This window comes from Prochlorococcus sp. MIT 1306, from assembly GCF_047304515.1.
Lineage (GTDB): Bacteria > Cyanobacteriota > Cyanobacteriia > PCC-6307 > Cyanobiaceae > Prochlorococcus > Prochlorococcus marinus_D.
Genome location: NZ_CP138959.1, coordinates 2397663 through 2416088, shown reverse-complemented (window position 1 = coordinate 2416088; position 18426 = coordinate 2397663). Strand labels below are relative to the sequence as shown.

At 42.9% G+C, this 18426-nt stretch carries 12 protein-coding genes; 10 read left to right on the top strand and 2 right to left on the bottom strand.

All coding sequences use genetic code 11. The features are described from left to right. Window positions 1–3: 3 nt before the first annotated feature. Together SIB74_RS11995 and SIB74_RS11990 are read left to right on the top strand one after the other, a co-directional pair. The gene (locus SIB74_RS11995) at window positions 4–732 is read left to right on the top strand and encodes a peptidylprolyl isomerase (protein WP_063396461.1); all 729 of its coding nucleotides are present in this window, start codon (window positions 4–6) and stop codon (window positions 730–732) included. Further along, window positions 729–3686, top strand: a complete 2958-nt coding sequence (locus tag SIB74_RS11990) for an ABC transporter transmembrane domain-containing protein (protein WP_063396462.1) — start codon at window positions 729–731, stop codon at window positions 3684–3686. The genes SIB74_RS11995 and SIB74_RS11990 overlap by 4 nt, the downstream gene beginning before the upstream one ends. Before the next feature lie 15 nt (window positions 3687–3701). Here the strand turns inward: SIB74_RS11990 and SIB74_RS11985 are convergent, their stop codons facing one another. Then, on the bottom strand, window positions 3702–4883 hold the full coding sequence (locus SIB74_RS11985) for a glycosyltransferase (RefSeq protein ID WP_413681739.1): 1182 nt from the start codon (window positions 4881–4883) through the stop codon (window positions 3702–3704). A gap of 223 nt (window positions 4884–5106) precedes the next feature. Further along, entirely contained in the window at window positions 5107–6159 is a 1053-nt protein-coding gene (locus SIB74_RS11980) for a glycosyltransferase (protein ID WP_197463313.1), read from the bottom strand. 1211 nt (window positions 6160–7370) lie between these two features. On the opposite strand from SIB74_RS11980, the gene SIB74_RS11975 reads away from it, so the two are divergent. The 8 genes from SIB74_RS11975 to SIB74_RS11940 all read left to right on the top strand — a co-directional run bounded on the left by SIB74_RS11975 (window position 7371) and on the right by SIB74_RS11940 (window position 18425). Then, window positions 7371–8906, top strand: a complete 1536-nt coding sequence (locus SIB74_RS11975) for a beta strand repeat-containing protein (protein ID WP_413681737.1) — start codon at window positions 7371–7373, stop codon at window positions 8904–8906. Between the two features lie 52 nt (window positions 8907–8958). After that, a complete protein-coding gene (locus tag SIB74_RS11970) occupies window positions 8959–10929 on the top strand; it encodes a 6-hydroxymethylpterin diphosphokinase MptE-like protein (protein ID WP_063396467.1) in 1971 nt (656 codons plus the stop codon). Window positions 10930–10931: 2 nt separating this feature from the next. Continuing rightward, window positions 10932–12902 (top strand): 6-hydroxymethylpterin diphosphokinase MptE-like protein, encoded by a 1971-nt coding sequence (locus SIB74_RS11965; protein WP_156486151.1) that lies wholly within the window; start codon window positions 10932–10934, stop codon window positions 12900–12902. Between the two features lie 406 nt (window positions 12903–13308). Continuing rightward, entirely contained in the window at window positions 13309–14046 is a 738-nt protein-coding gene (locus tag SIB74_RS11960; RefSeq protein ID WP_082818509.1) for a nucleotidyltransferase family protein, read from the top strand. Beyond that, complete coding sequence (locus tag SIB74_RS11955) at window positions 14036–14674, top strand: SIS domain-containing protein (RefSeq protein WP_231906115.1); 639 nt, start codon at window positions 14036–14038, stop codon at window positions 14672–14674. The genes SIB74_RS11960 and SIB74_RS11955 overlap by 11 nt, the downstream gene beginning before the upstream one ends. Then, window positions 14667–16169, top strand: a complete 1503-nt coding sequence (locus tag SIB74_RS11950) for a PfkB family carbohydrate kinase (protein ID WP_063396470.1) — start codon at window positions 14667–14669, stop codon at window positions 16167–16169. The genes SIB74_RS11955 and SIB74_RS11950 overlap by 8 nt, the downstream gene beginning before the upstream one ends. A 128-nt stretch (window positions 16170–16297) precedes the next feature. Further along, entirely contained in the window at window positions 16298–17272 is a 975-nt protein-coding gene (locus SIB74_RS11945; protein WP_063396471.1) for an NAD-dependent epimerase/dehydratase family protein, read from the top strand. 34 nt (window positions 17273–17306) lie between these two features. Further along, window positions 17307–18425: a radical SAM/SPASM domain-containing protein gene (locus SIB74_RS11940; RefSeq protein WP_063396472.1), complete on the top strand. Its 1119-nt coding sequence runs from the start codon at window positions 17307–17309 to the stop codon at window positions 18423–18425. Window position 18426: the final 1 nt, after the last annotated feature.

Genomic DNA, 18426 nt, shown 5'->3' with positions numbered 1-18426 from the left:
ACCATGCCTCTACTAAGACTTGACGAACGTCTCATCAGCGACGAGGAAATCTTCAATGTTCTTCGACGTAATTACCAGATACCCATGGTAGTTCGAGAGCTGATCCTCGAGCAGGAAACGGCATCGATAGCTCTGGAAACGGGTTTGGAAGAAAAACTGCTGAATGACTTCTGCAAGCAGCGTCAGCTGGAGAGCCCCGAGGCCTTGCAAGGTTTCCTCAGGGCAAACCATCTAGACGAAGCATTACTGAAGAAAATGGTTAGTCGCCCAGAGCGAGTCATGCGATATCGAGAAGAACGCTGGGGCCCAAGGGCAAACTCGCTTTATCTAAAGCACAAGGATCGCTATGACATGGTGACCTACCGGCGCCTGCAATGTGGCAATGCTGATTTGCTACAGGAAGTGTTCTTCAGGATTAAAGACCGTGAAGAAAGCTGGGAGAGCCTTGCCCGACAGTTCAATCCAGGTGATCCCCAAGCCAATGCTCGAGTGGGGCCCGTGCCTGCAAGTCAACTGGAACCACCCTTGCTCGAAGCTCTCCGTCAGTCAGGAGTCGGAAAGGTGATAAGACCAATACAACTTGATCATCAGACTGTCTTGGCCGAACTAGAAGCCTTTGAGGCCAGCCAGTTCGATAACAAATTGCGCGAACAAATCCTGCGAGAAGAATTTGACGCATGGTTGAAAGAAGCATGCAGCAAGATGCTTAACAAGGTGACCTTCTCTTCATGACGATCACGTCAAGCACCCAGGACTGGTTGGTTAAACTTCAGTCAGTGCCTGCCCTCGCAGAGGCAAGCAAGAAAAGCCTTGAGCGATTGGCCGAAGCCAGTGAAGAACTAAGCCTTAATCAAGGACAAACTCTCCTGCGTGCAGGAACTATCGAGACCCATGCATTCCTGCTCCTAGACGGCGCCCTACGGCTACTAGCGGAGGATCCCTTCAGCAAAGATCTATTCACAGTCGGCAGATTAGAAGCGGTTGAACTGGTGGGAGTGGTGGACCTGTTGCGCCAGGCACCCTGTGAAGCAGCCATCGCTAGGCGCCCCTGCAAGCTGCTGAGCTTTCCCTTGACGTTAATGCTTGAACTGTTCCAAAACGATCCAGGCCTTCGAAGTGGCCTCCAGCAGCTAGAAAGCCCGTGCGAAGGAGCCATGATTCTTCAAAAGATACTTGGCGAACTCAACCCACCACCGGCAAACTCACAGCAGTGGATCCTGGACCAACTCCAGAAACGCCAGAAAGACAGCGAGCAGGTAATAGAACTACTGAGTTCCGTTGTGGCTGGAGGAGAAACCTGGGTTGGCAAAGAAATTGACGACATTCAGCTAAAGCAGTTCGAGCAGAACAGCTCGCTACCCCTGCGCTTCTGGCGCTGGTCACCAACATCCGTCAAAGCAACAGCCAAAGCTTCTGCTTTAACCCCCAACGTTGCAAATACCACCAATACAAAAACATCAGCAGTCAATACTTGGCGACCTACAGAAGAACTTGACCTCACAGCTGTCGGACTTCGGGAAGCGACATCCACAACGGATCTTCAGGGTTTCAAACTCATTCGAGGAAAGGGTGCGGTGGCTGCAAACTTGGCATGTCTACGCATGGTGGCATGCGCATACACCACTCCCTGTCCAGTGGATGTGCTGGAAAAAATTCTGACGGGCTCCGTGGAGCGCTCTGGATCGGTGCCGATTCAGGGCATGGGTCAGCTTGCAGAATCAATGGGACTCCAGACCCAGATGGGGTCGGTGAAATTCGAGCAACTGCATCGACTCGAACTACCGGTGGTGGTGAATCGGGGGGCCCACTTCGCGCTCATTACCGAAGTTTCCAAAGGGCATGTGCTGCTGGCCGACCCAGAGCGTGGCTGGCAGAAACTGGAATTTACCGAAGCCAGAAAAGAATTGGGTGAAGAAGTGCCCTTATTACTTCTCAAACGCCTTGATACCACAGCGAAGCGTCAGTTCGGCTGGGGGTGGTTCAACCCGGTGATTAAACGATTCCGTTGGCCTCTGATTCAGGTGCTTCTTGCATCTTTGTTCATTCAACTATTCCAGCTAGCAAACCCACTGCTGCTACAACAGATTATCGATAAGGTTATCAATCAGAGCAATCTATCTGCCCTACAGGTGCTTGGAGCTGCCCTGGTGACCGCTGCACTTTTCCAGGGCCTGCTAACGGCCGTCCGCACCTGGCTGATGATCGACACCACAGACCGAATGGACCTCTTACTTGGCAGTCAGGTCATAGACAAATTGCTTCGGCTGCCTCTGCGCTTCTTCGAACAGCGTCCAGTAGGTGAGCTCTCTCAACGACTAAGCGAACTAGGCAACCTGCGCTCTTTCCTCACAGGTACTGCTATCACTAGCGCCTTGGACCTTCTGTTCGCAACTATCTACATTCTGATCATGCTGCTCTACAGCCCGCTACTCACAGCGGTTGCTCTTGGCACAATCCCGCTTTATATCCTGCTGATTCTTTTTATTGCGCCGGTATATCGAAATCTGATCCGCCATCAGGCTCAATACTCAGCCCGCACTCAAAGCCATCTAATCGAAACGCTAAGTGGGATCCAAACAGTGAAAGCCCAGCACTTCGAGCTGAACTCACGCTGGAGATGGCAGGAGCGCTACTCCGGCCAGATTGCCGAAGGCTTCAAAAGTGTGATACTCGGCAGCACTGCCGGTGAAGTGGGAAATTTCCTAAATCAACTCAGTTCGCTACTGATCATATGGGTGGGTGTCTACCAGGTCGTTAATGGCGACCTAAGTCTGGGTCAATTAATCGCCTTCCGGATCATCGCAGGATATGTAACCGGACCGATTCTGAGACTCTCAAGCCTTTGGCAAGGCTTCCAGCAGGTGGCCATCTCTATGGAGCGTCTAGCCGATATCGTTGATCAGGTGCCTGAAGCAGGCGAAAATGATGCGGAACAAATCTCCCTACCACCAATCATTGGCAAAGTTCACTTCGAATCGCTGAAATTCCGTTTCGGCAGCAAAGGGGCTTATCAGATCAACGAGCTCGACCTAGAGATACCTGCCGGCAGCTTTATAGGCATCGTCGGCCAGAGCGGCAGCGGCAAGAGCACGTTAATGAAACTACTGCCGAGGCTGTATGAACCAGAGCAGGGTCGAATCCTGATAGACGGCTACGACATCAGCAAGGTGAGAATGAGCAGTGTGCGTCAGCAGATCGGATCCGTCCCACAGGACTGCCTTCTGTTTGATGGAACGATCAGGGAAAACATTGCGATGAACCATCCAGAAGCCGATACGGAATCGATCATCAATGTGGCGCGTGCAGCAGCAGCCCATGAGTTCATCATGGAGCTCTCAGATGGCTATGCAACGCATCTGGGAGAAAGGGGAGCTGGACTGAGTGGCGGCCAAAGGCAGCGAATCGCAATTGCGCGAACACTACTTCAGAACCCAAGCCTGCTTGTGCTTGATGAAGCCACCAGTGCCCTTGATTACGACACTGAAGCGACAGTATGCAGGAACCTACAGAATGCTTTGCAGGGGAAAACGGTATTTTTCATTACGCACCGCCTGAGCACAGTACGCCATGCCGATAGGATAGTACTGTTGCATCAAGGGAAAATCGCAGAGCAAGGCACCCATGCCCAACTTATGGAGATGGGCGGTCGCTACGCAGCTCTTTATGCACACCAGGGTGATACCTAATCAAGCTGAATCAGTTCAGCTCAGGCTGCCTGAGGCGACAAGATGCATAAGCGACAACTGAAGGGGAACACACTGCTGCAAGCTGAAGCGTTCCATCACCAGCTGACGGGCACGCTCCCCTAGATGCGTTGCTAAATCCCTATCTTTAAGCAAAGTGCTTACAGCATCAGCCAGAGCGTTTGGCGAAAAGAAATCCACCAGCAAACCTGTTTCGCCATGGCGAATAACTTCCTGCACTGGCGCTGTGGCAGATCCGACAATCGGCAACTGCGTACTCATCGCTTCTAGCAGGCTCCAACTGAGCACAAATGGATAAGTTAGATAGACGTGGCAAGAGCTAAGCTTAAGCAATTGCAAAAAAGTAAGATATGGAAGTGAACCAGTGAAATGAACTCGATCTGGATTGTATTTGCCTTCGATTTCAGCAAGAAAAACATCACTCCAACGATTATTAGGAGCCGGTTTCCCATAACTGACCCCTTCGTTAGAACCAACAATCACGATGCGTGACTTAGGATGAAGACGTTGAATCTGAGGTATTGAACGAATAAGAATGTGACAACCTCTATAAGGCTCAACGCAGCGATTTACAAAGGTAATTATTTGCTCTCCGGCACTGATAATTGTGCCATCGGGAAGCTGCAAAGGCTTCACATTGGAATCTGGAGATGCTAAATCAGTATCAATTCCATCGTGAATAACACTAATGCGTTGTTGCCATTCCGAAGGGAAAGTACTGCGCTGAAACTTGGTCGGAGTAACATTCCAGCTGCTTACCTGAAGCATAAGCAGCGGATTGGCATTTTTCAAACGAACCCGCGCACAAGACCTCCAATCAGGTACTCCCTGTAATTCTTTGTCAAAGTCATAATCAGTTCCATGAGTTTTATAAAAAAATTCCTGATAACACAGCAAAGGGACGTTCGGCCAAACATCCCTGATAAAAAGAGCTTCCCCCCAGCCTGGATGAGCACAGATCAAGTCGGGCACAAAACCCTGAGACCTCAACTTAACTGCAGCTTCAGAGCAAGCTTCACCGCGAATTAGTTTGCTATCAACGTCAAGCAACCATTCGTGTACCCCAGGGGTATTGCCACGAGTGAGGCCGTAGCGCTGATAGGTAACACCCTTAGGCAAAGCTTCAGTGAGCTCAGCAATGCCCAGGCCTACCAGACAATGACGATCCTGCGAGGCCAAAGCCCGGAGAATGTGTCGATACTGCCCAGGAAAACCCTGATGAATAAAGAGAATATTCATAGCTCAGCCCAAAAACAGTGATCGAAATCCACACTTACTGGCAAGAGAGACGCTTGAAGCTGAAGTACCTGCCAGTAAATGCAAAACACCTCCCCTCCAGAACGAGATCTAGATCGCTGATTGTGACCACTATAATTAATCAAATAGAATGCCATGGAGCCATTCAAAGCTGGCTTGGGTGAGATGCGAGCCAGTGCTGAAACCGCTCTGCGATGCGCTCCCAGGCAGCGGCAATCGATGCTCGCTCCTGCTCCGCGCTGTAGAGCGCGCGCACTGCCAAGGCCTGACGCTGCAAGCGCAAGGCCGTTTCACGCGGAGCGCGTGCGAAGTTATCGAGAGAGCGCTGAATCGCTGCAACAAATCCGGGCCAATCACCAAAGGGCACTTCCTCAGCAGCCCCAAAGCGAAGCAGTTCACGACCGCCACCGCCGCTATAGCCGACCACCCAACACCCAGCAGCCATCGCTTCGGCAATAGGCAGGCCGAAACCTTCAGGATGGCCAAAAGCCAGAAAGAGGCGTGCACCGTTAAGCCGCTCAGCCACCTGAGCGTGGCTGAGCTGCTGCAAAGGCTCTCCCGTCCAGCCCATGCTGTTCTGCAGCCCAGCACGTTGCATCCCCTGGATAACTGCCTGCACGTGCTGGGGGTTCTTGCGAGGCATCCAATGCATACGATTGGACTTGGGTTGTTCGCTAGAAAAAATCGTCTCAATCGAATTAATAATTCGACTTAGACGCTCATCTAATAGGCCAAGATTGCGAGCCATGAAAGTGTGGGTATCTTCAGAAATGCTGAGCACCTGAAGCACCGCCGGATCATCGTAGAAACACTGCAACGCCTGGCTGGTATCAGGACCAAAATCACCATAGGAATAATAGGCGTTCTGGTTAAACACCACCCTGGCCAAGGAAGAAAGATTCAGGCCGCGGACAGCGGACAAATCCACTCGTAAATAGGTCTCAGGCAGCAAGAGGATCGAGCGCTGCTGCTCCAACTCACCTAGCTCATGGCTCCGTTGAAGAGAAAGTGTCATCGCCGAAGAGGCAAACCATGAGGGACGAAACCCCTCCGCCTCAGTCAAAACAGCAGCATCCCAACCCAAGGCCAGCAGATGCTCAACATGGCGATAGAGTTGCTTAACGCCACCAATGGCAGAATCCACATCCGGCAGACAAAGCACCCGCACCAGCGGCCTGTTGGAGGATTCGCTGGTCACGGTCTTCATCAGAAGTCAACAACTCTGATAATGGCTCAATGCATACTCTCAAGTTGCTGATCAAGCAAGAGGCCTAAGGCCGCACTACTACCGACCTCTCGGGCTTCAGTCTGCCGGAGGCATGTTTACTGCACTGATGCAATCGGCAACAACAGATCATTTTCACTCAAGGCCAATATGGGCACTGGTTCAATCAGCTGGCCTAAAAGACAACCATCAGGACCAGACAGTGATGCACCAAGTCAAGCTATGGGGAGACGGAGCAATCAACAAAGCTGTTATCCATCTTCCACTTGCTGGAATATATAAATAAGCCTAAAAACTAATACCTTGAAGAAAGGGGCGTTCTCTCTTGTTGGACTCGTGCATACCCTATGCATAAATCAGATGTAGTGGAGCCTAGACCAGTTCGCAACATTAACGGCGCGATCAATTGTTCTTCATCTCTAGAACATCAAGAAAGTGTTGGAAGCATTTTTTACGCGCCAAGAAAATCAGTGCGCAATCGCTTAGGGGCACGAACACGCTTAAGAAAGTATAAATACCTTTGACCCCGATAGGAGTGCAGGCGATTCAATGACAGGCTAAGGAAGGAATCAAAGGCACGACATGGAGGATTGATAAACACCCTTAGCCTTCCCAGCAAAAAGACAAATGGCCATGGCGCAAGCCAATACAAGCAATTGTGATTTAGGGATAGGGCTTACCTTCAATCAATCACAGAGCAACCTCCTGTGATGAAATAATGAGTGCTTACTTCAACCATCTATTCCTTAGCAAGGTATATCTACAGCAAGGAGAACTTCCTTTCCACTTCTTTTAACTTAATCAGTTATCCGCTTTAAAAAAGCTTTTTGGCCTCCATGGCTCACCACAAAAACGCCAATGATTCAGCATGAGCGGGGGGGGGAGGTAACAGCCACAAGAGTCTCTAGAAATGAAAGTACGCTTAAGCAGGCTGATCTTTAGCATTTATGGATGCATGGTATATATGGACTAGTGCTTTTTAAGCAAGGCATGCGCAATTAAAATCATTGCAAAAGCTGAAATTTCCAAAGACAGGCCAGACTTCGAGACGGTGGACAGTTTTCTGGATTGGCTACACACATTGACATTGGCCGTTTAAGCGGTATCATTCCTTTTGACTTGACCGTTCCAATTTCTCGTGACTTCGAAGACTCTTACTGGCACCACTGGGAATGACATCCTTAATGCACCAGGCTCTGTTGCCACCCTGGTCCAGGCGTTGGAGGGGGGCTGACACGATCACATTAGCTGGAACAAATGATGTTGCCCAGGCAGGCAAAGGCGATGACACCATCAACCTAGCTCTAACTGGAGGGTCGGTTAACACTGTTTATGGTGGAGAAGGCAAAGACTCAATCACACTGGGAACCGCGGTATCGGTTTTCAGTGGATATGCTCAAGCAAATACCGGCAATGACGTCATTGATTTCAACGGCAGGACAGTTTCTGCTGCCACTGTTGGAGGTAATGCTGGCAATGACACCATTACCGCAACGGCGAATACAACCTTGTCCTACCTCGGTGGTGGTCAGGGTAACGACCTAATCGACTGGTCTGGTGCAGGATCAAACACAACAGTCAAAGGCGGCAAAGGTAAGGACACAATCTCCATTGTGGGAGCTGCAGGTACTTCAACGATCCTCGGCAACGAAGGCTTTGACACCATCAGTGCAACTGCACTTACTGCAAACACAACTGTCTATATAGGCGGTGGTAAGGGTGGAGATAGCATTTCATTAGCTGCTCAACTCGGCACAGTTGTTGGTGGTTACCTCGCCGACACCATTACGGCACGCGGTGCATTTGGTGGTGGACTTATCTACGGCGACAAACTTAACGAGTCTGTTGGTGGTGATGGCACCGATTCTCTCGCTGATGGTAATGACTTAATGTCCTTTACCGCAGGGATCCTTGCGGAAGGAACAACCATCTACGGAGCTGGTGGTAATGATACTGTTAAATTCATCAATGGTTCTGCTGCAGCTAGTGCACTGCTAGTTGATACGGGTAAAGGTGCAGACTTTATCGGGCATAGCACCACAAACTTCTTCTCCATTGTTGGTCACGGAACGCTAAACGGCGGATCTGGTCACGATACGATCAAGTTCAATCAGGCACTTAGCGGCATAATTCTTGGTGGTGCTGGTGCCGACAGCATATTTGGTGTAGCCGTTACAGGTGGTGGAAGCATCGATGGGGGAGCGGGTAATGACACCCTGAACTTCACGAATGGAACTACTTTCGGTTCTCAGCTCACCCTCATGACCACCATCGATGCTGGTGCAGGGTCCGATTCCATCATTCTGGCGACCTACACAGCAATCACTTCTACTCGTGCTGGTGTGATTAGTGGAAGCTTCATGGGGATAGTTGATGGAGTATCCGCTGGTGATGTGATCAGGCTTACTAACAACCAGGCAGTTGCTGCAACAGCTAACTGGCTTGGACAAACCCAGATCTATGTAGGCGCAAACGCAGCTGGTGTTACTTCAGCTGTTGCCTCTGGTAATGGTTCCATTGCTGTCTACGCGAGTGGCAATGACATGGTTGTTGGAATCATGGCTGGATTGAATCAATCAACATGGGCTAAGTTCGTTGTTAAGGATGGAGCCGGACACATCAAGACCACTCTTACTGCGCAGGATGTGACAATGAGTTCTAGCAACTTTGGATTCTCAGTCGGGTCTACCAACAACAACGTTGGATTGACATTTGCCTGATACATGAATCTTTAAACACAAGAAGGGGGGGGTAATACCCCCCCCTATTTTTATGAATGAAAACCTGTTCCAAAAAAATATAAAGTTCTTGGAGGAATCAAATCCAGAATTTTTAAAAACAAAAGAAATAGACCTTGAAAAAGCAAAAAAGAAAGCAAGGAAAGCTAAGGAATCACCAGAACATGAATATTGGCTAAAATTAGAAAAGAAAGCTGTACATCTGCCGTGCCAAATACCAAGGAACGATGAATCATTTGAATTTATCAAAAAAGAAGTAAAAAAGCATAAAATTGAAAATTCAATCGAACCTATTATAAATAGACAGATAGATCTAACCCTGTGGAGATTTTTGATAGAAATCATAGAATTGATAGAACAGACTGATATTGATCCAAACAAAACAATTACAACCATGGGTAGTGGGGGGATAGGTTTAATTGGGTTTGGTACAGGTTCAGGAGAATGTCTTTTAAGTCTTATAAAAGGCTTTCAGCCATACAAAATTGCATTACTAGTCTCAGATTGGCATGATTATGTATCCAGCTTCTGGGAAATAGACTGGGATGATCTCTATCAAGAATGCAGTAAGATGGGGACAGACCTAAGTGTCACGAGGGTTGAAAATGAATGGAATTTATTAGCAACCCTATGTTCAAAAGGATTACTTTGGCTTGATCACGCATATATATTTGAATCACCGTCAACTGACGAGAAGTTACTGAAGTGGAGTGACATACTACACAGGCACGAATGCAGCAATCTTGTACATTATCTTGGTTATACAGTTGATGAATTTAATATGATGATACAGAGTACACAAACACTGCTAAGACAACCTAAGTTATTCACAAAACCCTCAGAAAAGCTTGGTTGCGACTTTATAATATGCGGCAGTGGTCCTTCTCTTGACAAAAATATTAATCGTTTGAAAGAGTTGCAGAAAAACCATATTATTGTGTGCGGAGGAAGCAGCTACAAGGCATTAAAAGACAATGGAATTCGCGTCGATTATCTAACATTAATGGAGCGTGATTATGATATCGGCAATGATGACTATGCCGGATACAATAAAGAGCTGTCAGGTTCAAAGAGTGACACTCGGCTTGTAATGGCTGATGTTTGTTGGCATGAAATGCTGGATACATTTAATGAGTCATGTGTATTTTTCCGAAGCGCGTTAACTCCATTATCAATATACTCTACTAATCCTGGAGAGGTTCTAGGTTTTGAAGGTCCTGAAGCAGTTAATGCTGCTGTTTCGTTTTGCGCAACATTAGGGGCAGCCAAAATTGTTCTGTTTGGTGTTGATCTAGGTTCAAAATATCAGGATGAAACACGGAGTAAGATTGTTTTAGGGACCAGCAATCGTATATTTGACCAAGAAGGCGAAGGCAACCTTTGCGATAAAGTTATGACCTGTAGCAGCATGATAAATGTACAGCAAGTCCTGGAGGCTCTGGTAAAAGGCAAAAAGAAAGAAGATGAGGGATTGAAAGATACATTCAAGACAAGGTTTATTAACTGCAGTGACGGACTTAAAATAGCTGGATTCGAGCAGGTAGATCCCGAAAAATATGAAGCATCGACGATCGACAACAATACAAAGGGATGCTTAGAAATTGATGAATGGTGGGAATCACTACAGACCTATAGTCATTATAAAATTAGGTCACAATGGAAGTATAGAAATGCGAGAGGCCAAACGTTTAAACTCTGTAGAGAACTGGAAAATTTGTACCAGGGAGAAACTTCGTTTTATCCAGATGTTTTAAAGGAAACAGAGCGTTTAATGGATATAGAAGGAAGTCTCGAAGTACAGTTCCCTAGGAGAATGATGCGTGGGACAATACTTAAATCAGTTCTTGCCGTAAGCCAACAACTGCAAATTCTAAGAGGAAATAAAAGCAAATACGTTGCATGGTTTGGCGGTAAAGCAAGAGAGCGATTATGCAGCCTGACAAGAACCCTTGAAGAAGAGATCTATCTTCTTCTGGACTATATAGAAAACACATTATTCGAGTGATCGTGAACTATTTCGAATCAAACACATCTTGGCTCATCAAAGAAGGTTTAAAGGAGTTAGGCAACAAGGTAAATAAGGCCAGTCAAAATATAAATATAAAGAATGATGAGGATCTTTATATAGACAACAAACTTCTCTATAAAGACATAAATAATGAGGTGTTCACAGCAATTGTAAAGCAGATTATAGACCCACAATATGTTCGTCTTGCAAGATTTTTTCATGAAAATCCACCACGTAGCAATAAAGAGACAGCCAAAGAAATAATAGACACAAGAGAGCTAGAGATATTTTCAAATATGGCATGTAACCATAAGTCAAATACTGAAAGAATAAAGAATAGCGTAAGGGATTATATCTTGCTTGGGAGTCTATTAATACCAGCATTTATAAGATGCCTCAATGAAAATGTAATAAATTCAGAAGAAATACTGTCAATCACGGTAATTGAAAGTAGCTACAAGCGACTTACCGCTTCGCTAAATCTATACGACCAAAAGAATTTTATAAAGCTATGCAAACAAAAGAATATCGGATTACACTTTATAATTGAAGAGGATGCATCTGAGCTGTTAGAAAAAACATACACTTATTATTCAGAAGTATTGCCTACTGCCATATACGGTTTGTGTGTACTAAGAGAGCCAATACAAGATGAAAGAGTTGCTGATTTGGATTCGTGGTTATTCAGTCAAACAGGATTTTCATCCAGGCTTTTGGCTGGATTTGGATTTACATCAGACGAAACAAATCAAATCATACAATACTCATTGAACTATATAAATTTGAAAGAAAGGATGATGTTGAGACTAAATAAACCCAGGGAGGAAAAGCAAATATGTACTATTGCGGCAAGTGGCCCAAGCATTGACGAAACAATAGATTATATAAATGATCAAAAAACTACAATTATTGCAACTCATAGTTCGATAGGAACCTTGCTGAAAAAAAATATATTACCAGATTATCTGGTTGTTGTAGAAAGGAATTCTACAGTTGCTGACTTATTAAAAACATTGATGGAAGAGTATCCCAGACTTAAGAATGTGGTCTTAATTGCGGCACTTACAGTAGATCCGAGAATATTAAGAATGTTTGATATAAAATATTTATTTCTAAGGCCACGCTCAACAGCGGCAGCACTAGAAAAAGATATGGACAATTACTATCTTCCAACTGCAGGGCCAGAGTCTGTTAATTGTGCGATAGAAGTTGCATACTACATTGGATTCAGAAGCTTACTATTAGTGGGTGCGGACTGTGGCGCAAGGAATCGAAAATATCCTAGATCAATAAATGCGCTAGGAGATTCGCCAAGAATACTTGATTTACCGATCTCTGGAAATAAAAAAAGGACGATCTTTTCACAGCCAAGTTTAATATTGGTGCGTGATACTATTGAATGGTTTTCAGAATTATGTGTAGATTTAAAGATTTACAGAATAGGCGAGGGGGCAAAAATTAAAGGTACAATTGAACTCGAAGTCGATTCTGATGAGCTGAGAACTCTTCAAGAAAACAGTTATAAAGAATTTGACAAAATTAGAAAACTAGATTCAGACCTGTTAGACGCAGGCACCGATCGAATTCGTTTGGAGCTTGAGGAATTCAGGGAGTCACTAAAAAATCATATAAATAACACTCTAAATATAGTAGATAAAAATTATTTAACGATCCATACGATTCGTGAATTATGTCAAATGCTAGATGGGTCACAGAAGGACTCGGAAACAAACTACCAACTAGCGGCAAGAAGACTTTTGAGACAAGTATTGTTCCTTTCATCATCGTTGTTATATGACTGCTCTACAGACTCAAAGGAATACAGATATCAATTTCTTCTATATAAGCAATCGTGCATGGCAATGCTTGAATCAATAACATTGATTATAAATGCGCTGATAGAGGCATCAAAACAAGGGTTGAGATTCAGTAATTCATGGAAAAAAGAATTAAAAGAATATATAGAATAAATAATATCAGCCTGGGCTTGGAAATAGCAAGGTGGCCAAGGAAGTAGTGGTATTAATTATACTGAGTATATTTTCTTTCAGATTAGTAACAAGGCAATAGGTTTAGACAACGTAAATTTCCAATTTATGTAACGGGGCCGGCATGGAGTGTAGTAAGTATAAGTGGTGGTACAACTGATTTAAAGTAGGACTAGTATTTATAGATTAAATCTATCTGTTATGCAGTTTTTGATCTGCAGTTACAAAGAAAATTAGCGGATTAAATGTAATATAATTATCAACCAAGAGTACGCCCGAATACAAAAGAATTTATTAAGAAGCCTGGATCGCGAGAGGGATTGTGATTCCTGACTGCCAGAGGCTAGAATAAAAGGGGGAAAGTTGAAAGAGGGAAAAGACCCTGATCATGATTGAAACAAAAGGGGTCATAAAACCCTTGAAAGCAATTTTGTTAGCTGCAGGCTATGGTACAAGGCTAAGGCCCATAACTTATGTAACGCCGAAGTGCCTGGTACCGGTAGGTGAAAAGACATTACTTGATAGATGGATCAATAAATTACAAGAAATAAACTGTAAAGAAATAGGAATCAATTTACATTACCTTGGAGGAATTATAGAGAAGCACCTATTAGAAAAAGCTGGTAAAGAGAAGCTTCGCATGTTTAAAGAAGACGTGCTCCTTGGAACCGCAGGTACGATAAAAGAAAATTATAGATTTTTCAAAAATTCAAGAGGGATCATAGTACACGCGGATAACATTATGGAAGAAAGTCTAAGAGGATTGGTAAATGCTCACGAACAGCGTCCAAGTCATTGCATAATGACTATGCTTACATACACAACAAATGTGCCTGAGTCCTGTGGAATAGTGGTTAAAGATATGAAAGATGTAGTCATAGGGTTTCACGAAAAAAAGAAAGAAGATTATGGTACATGTGCAAATGGAGCTATTTATATAGTAGAGAATGAGTTTTTTGATGAAATCAAAGGGATGGACCAAAACCAAAGAGATATAAGTATTAACATTATTCCAAAATTGATTGGAAGGATATACACCTATCATACTGATATGTATTTTGATGATATTGGTAATAAAGAAAGACTGCAAAAAGCAGACAGGTATTTTTCAAAACTTGAAGGTTGATATGGGCAATAAATTAAATTTTGAAATTTTCTGTAAAGCATACATCGAAAAATTGACGAGTATGTTTAACGATGACTATTTTGGCTCAATAAAGATGCTGGCAGACTCACTAGAGCAGACATGGTTAACCAAAAAGACTGTGTTTATCTGTGGGAATGGAGGTAGTGCTGCTAATGCAATGCATATAGCTAATGACATGCATTTTGGGATAGGGAGTTGTGATCAAAACACATCATATCCTGGACTTCGTATAGAAGCTCTGCCAACAAATATTGGGGTAATAACATGTCTGGCCAATGATTTAGGTTATGAGAACATATACTCACAACAATTACAAGTAAAGGGTGAGAAAGGTGACCTATTAATAGTATTATCAGGAAGCGGAAACTCCCCTAACATCGTAAAAGCAATAAGAATAGCTAAGAAATTAGAGATAAAAACAATAGCTATTACTGGTTTTGATGGGGGGTTGAGCAAAAAGTTGGCTGACATATCAGTACATTTTGAAATCAACGATATGCAAATTGCTGAGGATATTCAAGTTATTGTTGGTCATATCTGTATGCAATGGTTGGGAGAAAAAATGAGAATTAAAAGACTCGAAGAGGAATCCTGTAAAAATGGGTGATGATTTGAAAACAACGATAATCAAATTAAGGGACGCTAAAAAGGCTGAGAATTGTACATTAACATTTGGACATTTTACGACTATACATCCAGGACATATACGTTATCTTAAGCATGCTAAAACATTAAGAAGAAATCTGTATATTGCTGTCCAAGGAGATCTAAGTCAAGATCTCCCAAGCTCTTACCACTTTACACAGAAAGAAAGGGCAGAGTCATTGCAACTACTAGGTATAGCAGAAAAAATAATACTACTAGAGGCTGACGAAATTGAAGAGGCTATTAAGCTAATTAAACCCGAGTTACTAGTCATAGGTGATCAACATAGAAACCTCAACAGTCTTGAAAAGGTTGTAAATTTAAACGGGGGCAAGCTTATCCTTCATGCTGGAGACAATATTAGTGCTTCTGTCGAACTGTTAACAAACAATGTAAGGGATTTGGATAAAAAAAGGTATGAAGAATTTGCCAAGTCATGCGCAAGACAAGAAATACAATATTCAGATCTTATTGATGCTATTGAAAATATGAGAAGAGCAAGATTGGCTGTTATCGGAGATACGATTGTAGATCAATTTGCTGCCTGTGAAGCACTTGGTATGAGTGCTGAAGCTCCTGTAATTGTGGTAAAAGAACTGGAAACGAAGAATTTTATTGGTGCTGCTGCTGTAATTGCTGCACATGTAAAATCAATCGGTGCTGATTGCAAGCTGATATCTGTGGTGGGAGAGGACTCTGCTGGAGAATTTGTAAATTCGTATCTGGAAAAATTAAAAATCAATAACTTATTGGTTACAGATCAAAGCAGACCTACGTCATTTAAAAAAAGGTATGTCGTGGAAAGTCAGAAATTATTTCGTGTAAGTAGGCTTGTAGAACATTCTATAGATACAAATACAGAAGACAAAATAATTGCTCATATAGAAAATTGTGCAAAATCGGTTGACGGGTTAGTCATATCAGATTTTGTCTATGGAGTAATAACGCCACGAGTTTTAAGCATGATCAAGATAGTGGCGAATAAACACAAACTAATGTTATTTGGTGATGTTCAATGCAGTAGTCAAATTGGTTCCATTTTAAGATTTAACGATTTTACGCTTTTATGTCCAAATGAAAGAGAAGCTAGGTTGGCTCTAAGAAATAAAGAGGATGGTTTAGAAAGTATAAGCTATGAAATCATGGAAAAAACCCGGTGCAAGAAATTAGTAATGAAATTAGGGTCTGCTGGTTTGATTACTTATGATAAAGGTGAAGGTACTGAATTGATCAGTCAACATTTCCCAGCATTATCTGGGAATCCAGTAGATGTCTCAGGCGCAGGTGACTCAGTTCTGGCAGTTATTGCTACTGGTCTGAGCAGTGGCCTCTCATTAGCAAAAGCTGCCGCACTAGCTTGTTGTGCTGCATCGATTGCAGTTGAAACGATGGGGAATGAACCTGTGGGCATAGACAAATTAAAAAAACGTCTTAAAGAGATCTTTAACAAGAAATAAGATTAGAAAACGTAACGAATATAGTGTTTTGAGTTAATAGGGCAATCAATATACTTGTCAAGCTAGATGAAATATAAGTGAACACATCAATAATCTTCTGCTAGAATAAAGTTAATCAAAAAAGAGGCATGAGAGCAGTTGTAACTGGTGGGGCAGGATTTATAGGAAGCCATCTGGTATCTAGATTACTAGAGGGAGGTTATGAAGTTAGTGTTATTGACAATCTTTCTACAGGCAGACTTCAAAATTTATCAGAATTCGAAAAAGACATTAGGGTGGAAATTGCTGATTTATCCAAAGAAGGAACGTGGATGAATCTAATTAAAAGTGCAGACGTTGTTTACCATATGGCAAGTTTGGCTGATATAGTGCCAAGTATAGAAGATCCTAAAGCCTATTATAATTCAAATGTAACATCAACGCTTAACATTGCTGAAGCTGCAAAGGATAATAAAACTGTAATAATATACGCAGCATCATCATCATGCTACGGGTTGCCTAAAAATATTCCTACAACTGAGAAAGATGAAATAAAAGCAGAATATCCATATGCAATGACAAAGAGACTCGGAGAGGAAATAATATTACATTGGGCGAAAGTGTACAATTTCAGGGCTATATCTACAAGATTTTTTAATGTATATGGAACAAGATCAAGAACATCAGGAACATATGGCGCAGTATTCGGAATATTTTTGGCCCAAAAGTTGGCTGGTAAGCCATTTACAATTGTTGGCGATGGAGAACAGACAAGAGACTTTACATATGTAACTGATATTGCAGAAGGTTTGATCAAAGCGTACGAATCAAAAGTGACTGGAGAGATATTTAATCTAGGCTCTGGCGATCCCAAGTCGATTAATTACTTAGCGAAACTGTTAGGGGGTGAAAAGGTTTATATTCCAAAAAGGCCTGGAGAGCCAGATGTTACACATGCAGATATCTCAAAGGCGGAGCAAATGCTTGGATATAGTCCAAAGGTGTCATTTGAGGATGGAGTTAAAAAAGTATTGGCCGATATAAGTTATTGGAGAGATGCTCCTGTCTGGACACCTGATTCAATAGAAAAAGCGACACGTGCTTGGTTTAATCACTTGGGTTAGTGCTAAGATGGTTTAGTATGATTTGACCATGAAAATGGATAAGTTCAAAATTGACAGCCACAAATATGCTTATCATCCGGATCATAGTGCTAATGTAATTAATTATATACGCAATAAAGATGACAAACAATACATAGAAGCATTTAAAAATCAGCATCCGCTATATATGGAATTGTCTCCAGTTGGAGCTTGCAATCACAGGTGTACATTCTGTGCTGTTGACTATATTGGATACAATTCAGTATTCATGGATTTAGAAGTCTACAAGAAAACAATTGATTCAATGAAGACGAAAGGTTGTAAAAGTATAATGTTTGCTGGTGAAGGTGAACCGTTGCTGCATCCTGAAATAAGTGAATTTGTTAACTATACAAAGATTGAAGGTGGAATAGATACATCCTTTACAACAAATGCCTTCAAGCTTAGTGAAAACTTTGTAGAAAAGTCATTGTCAAATATTGCCTGGGTCAAGGTTTCTTTTAATGCAGGAACTAGTAAAGCCTATAGCGAAATTCATAGGACAAAGGAGAAAGACTTTGATGTTGTATGTAATAATCTGAGATATGCAGTTGAATATAAAAACAAACACGGGTTGAAGGTGGCGTTGGGTATGCAAATGCTCTTACTGCCAGAGAATCAAGAAACCCTGCATGATCTTTGCAATCTTGCAATTGATATTGGCCTGGATTATGTTGTTATCAAACCATATTCACAACATAAATTTTCGAATACGACCAAATATAAAAACATAGACTATACACAGTATCTAGGCCTGGAAGAAGAGTTAAAGCAGTACAATTCCAAGAATTTTAATGTAGTTTTTAGGATAAATACAATAAACAATTGGATTTCACAAAATAACGAAAGGTATTGTCATTGCATGGCAACTCCATCAGTGTGGTCATATATAATGGCTGATGGCGAAGTTTATAGTTGCAGCGCATATCTGCTAGATGATCGATTCAAGCTTGGCAATATAAATGAAGCAACATTTCATGATATATGGAGTTCAGAGAGAAGAATGAAACATGCACATTATGTTATGAATGAACTTGACATAAATGAGTGTAGAGTAAATTGTAGAATGGATCAAGTGAATAGGTACTTAGACAATGTAGTAAATGAAAAGATAGATCATATTAATTTCGTATAAG